The 2603-nt window shown below is 47.8% G+C and carries 2 tRNA genes and 2 rRNA genes (1 of these 4 cut by a window edge); all 4 read right to left on the bottom strand.

Annotation, left to right across the window (positions count from 1 at the left end):
• Positions 1 to 612, bottom strand: a 23S ribosomal RNA gene (locus FRX97_RS12085); it reaches 2261 nt to the left of the window's first position.
• Between the two features lie 91 nt (positions 613 to 703).
• Positions 704 to 777: transfer RNA gene (locus tag FRX97_RS12090), tRNA-Ala, on the bottom strand.
• A 5-nt stretch (positions 778 to 782) separates the two neighbouring features.
• Positions 783 to 856: transfer RNA gene (locus FRX97_RS12095), tRNA-Ile, on the bottom strand.
• Between the two features lie 185 nt (positions 857 to 1041).
• Positions 1042 to 2564: ribosomal RNA gene (locus FRX97_RS12100) — 16S ribosomal RNA — on the bottom strand.
• Together the 16S and 23S rRNA genes with 2 tRNA genes alongside form the textbook arrangement of a ribosomal RNA operon.
• Positions 2565 to 2603 lie beyond the last annotated feature (39 nt).

Raw genomic sequence — 2603 nt, forward strand, 5'->3', positions numbered from 1 at the left:
AACGGTAACTCGTAGGCTCATTATGCAAAAGGCACGTGGTCACCCGAAGGCTCCCACCGCTTGTAAGCGCACGGTTTCAGGTTCTTTTTCACCCCCTTATTCAGGGTACTTTTCACCTTTCCCTCACGGTACTAGTTCGCTATCGGTCTCTCAGTCGTATTTAGCCTTACCAGATGGTTCTGGCAGATTCACGCAAAATTCCACATGTTTCGCGCTACTCAGGATACTACTAGGTATACACTATATTTCATATACAGGACTATCACCTTCTATGGCTGTGCTTTCCAACACATTCTATTATATAATGTAAGTCCACGTTGTAGTCCTACAACCCCATAATTGCCGAAACAATTATGGTTTGGGCTTTTTCCCGTTCGCTCGCCGCTACTAGGGAAATCATTTTTATTTTCTTTTCCTCCGGGTACTTAGATGTTTCAGTTCCCCGGGTTAGCCTCCTTTCGGATATCATGTCTTCAACATGATGGGTTGCCCCATTCGGATATTTACGGATCACTAGTTGTGTGCACCTCCCCGTAACTTTTCGCAGCTTACCACGTCCTTCATCGCCGCTGAGAGCCAAGGCATCCCCCGTACGCTCTTATTAGCTTTTTACGCTTTTTTTAAAAAAAGTCTCTCGTTTTCTATTGGTTTTTCTCAGTACGTCAAAGAACTTTAACTGTAATAAATCTCTCTATTACGCTTGTGGAGAATATCGGAGTCGAACCGATGACCTCCTGCGTGCAAGGCAGGCGCTCTAGCCAGCTGAGCTAATCCCCCAGTTGTAGTCCCACGCAGATTTGAACTGCGGACCTCTACATTATCAGTGTAGCGCTCTAACCAACTGAGCTATGGGACTGTAATAAATTACTATTCATTACGACGTCTCTTCTACTCCTTGGTTACAACGACCCACTTGACCGAAGGACGGCCGTATTTCCAGTTAAATTATCTATATGTATATGTTTGGAAAACATCGAAAAGCCTTTCGCTTCTCTTTCTCTCTTCTCTTTAAGTCTACCCTCGATTTTATTTCTTCTCTAGAAAGGAGGTATTCCAGCCGCACCTTCCGGTACGGCTACCTTGTTACGACTTAGCCCCAGTTACTAGTTTTGCCCTAGGCAGCTCCTTGCGGTTACCGACTTCAGGCACCCCCAGCTTCCATGGCTTGACGGGCGGTGTGTACAAGGCCCGGGAACGTATTCACCGCGTCATGGCTGATACGCGATTACTAGCGATTCCAGCTTCACGTAGTCGAGTTGCAGACTACGATCCGAACTGAGACAGGCTTTTGAGATTCGCATCATATCGCTATGTAGCTGCCCTCTGTACCTGCCATTGTAGCACGTGTGTGGCCCAGGACGTAAGGGCCGTGATGATTTGACGTCATCCCCACCTTCCTCACAGCTTGCGCTGGCAGTTTCTCTAGAGTCCCCATCCGAAATGCTGGCAACTAGAAATAGGGGTTGCGCTCGTTGCGGGACTTAACCCAACACCTCACGGCACGAGCTGACGACAACCATGCAGCACCTTGCAAAGTGTCCGAAGAAAGACTGCTTTCACAATCCGTCACTCTGCATTTAAGCCCTGGTAAGGTTCCTCGCGTATCATCGAATTAAACCACATGCTCCACCGCTTGTGCGGGCCCCCGTCAATTCCTTTGAGTTTCAATCTTGCGACCGTACTCCCCAGGTGGATTACTTAACGCTTTCGCTATGACACTTACCGTATATCGCAAATATCTAGTAATCATCGTTTACTGCGTGGACTACCAGGGTATCTAATCCTGTTCGCTCCCCACGCTTTCGTCCATCAGCGTCAGTGTTGCTTTAGTAAGCTGCCTTCGCAATCGGTGTTCTGTGACATATCTATGCATTTCACCGCTACATGTCACATTCCGCCTACTCCACGCAAACTCAAGGACAACAGTATCAATGGCAGTTCTATAGTTAAGCTATAGGATTTCACCACTGACTTATTATCCCGCCTACGGACCCTTTAAACCCAATAATTCCGGATAACGCTTGGACCCTCCGTATTACCGCGGCTGCTGGCACGGAGTTAGCCGGTCCTTATTCGTATAGTACATTCAGCTCGGTACACGTACCAAGGTTTATTCCTATACAAAAGTAGTTTACAACCCATAGGGCAGTCTTCCTACACGCGGCATGGCTGGTTCAGGCTCTCGCCCATTGACCAATATTCCTCACTGCTGCCTCCCGTAGGAGTCTGGTCCGTGTCTCAGTACCAGTGTGGGGGATCATCCTCTCAGAACCCCTATCTATCGTAGCCTTGGTAAGCCGTTACCTTACCAACTAGCTAATAGAACGCATGCCCATCTTTTACCACCGAAGTTTTAATTGCATCAACATGTGTTGTCGCAATGTTATGGGGTATTAATCCAAATTTCTCTGGGCTATCCCCCTGTAAAAGGTAGGTTGCATACGCGTTACGCACCCGTGCGCCACTCGTCAGCGGATTGCAAGCAATCCCTGTTACCGTTCGACTTGCATGTGTTAGGCCTGCCGCTAGCGTTCATCCTGAGCCAGGATCAAACTCTCCGTTGTGAAAACTTTAAGTTTTATTACTCTCAGGTAAACTTTTTT

The organism is Luteibaculum oceani (genome assembly GCF_007995015.1).
GTDB classification, from domain to species: Bacteria; Bacteroidota; Bacteroidia; order Flavobacteriales_D; family Luteibaculaceae; genus Luteibaculum; species Luteibaculum oceani.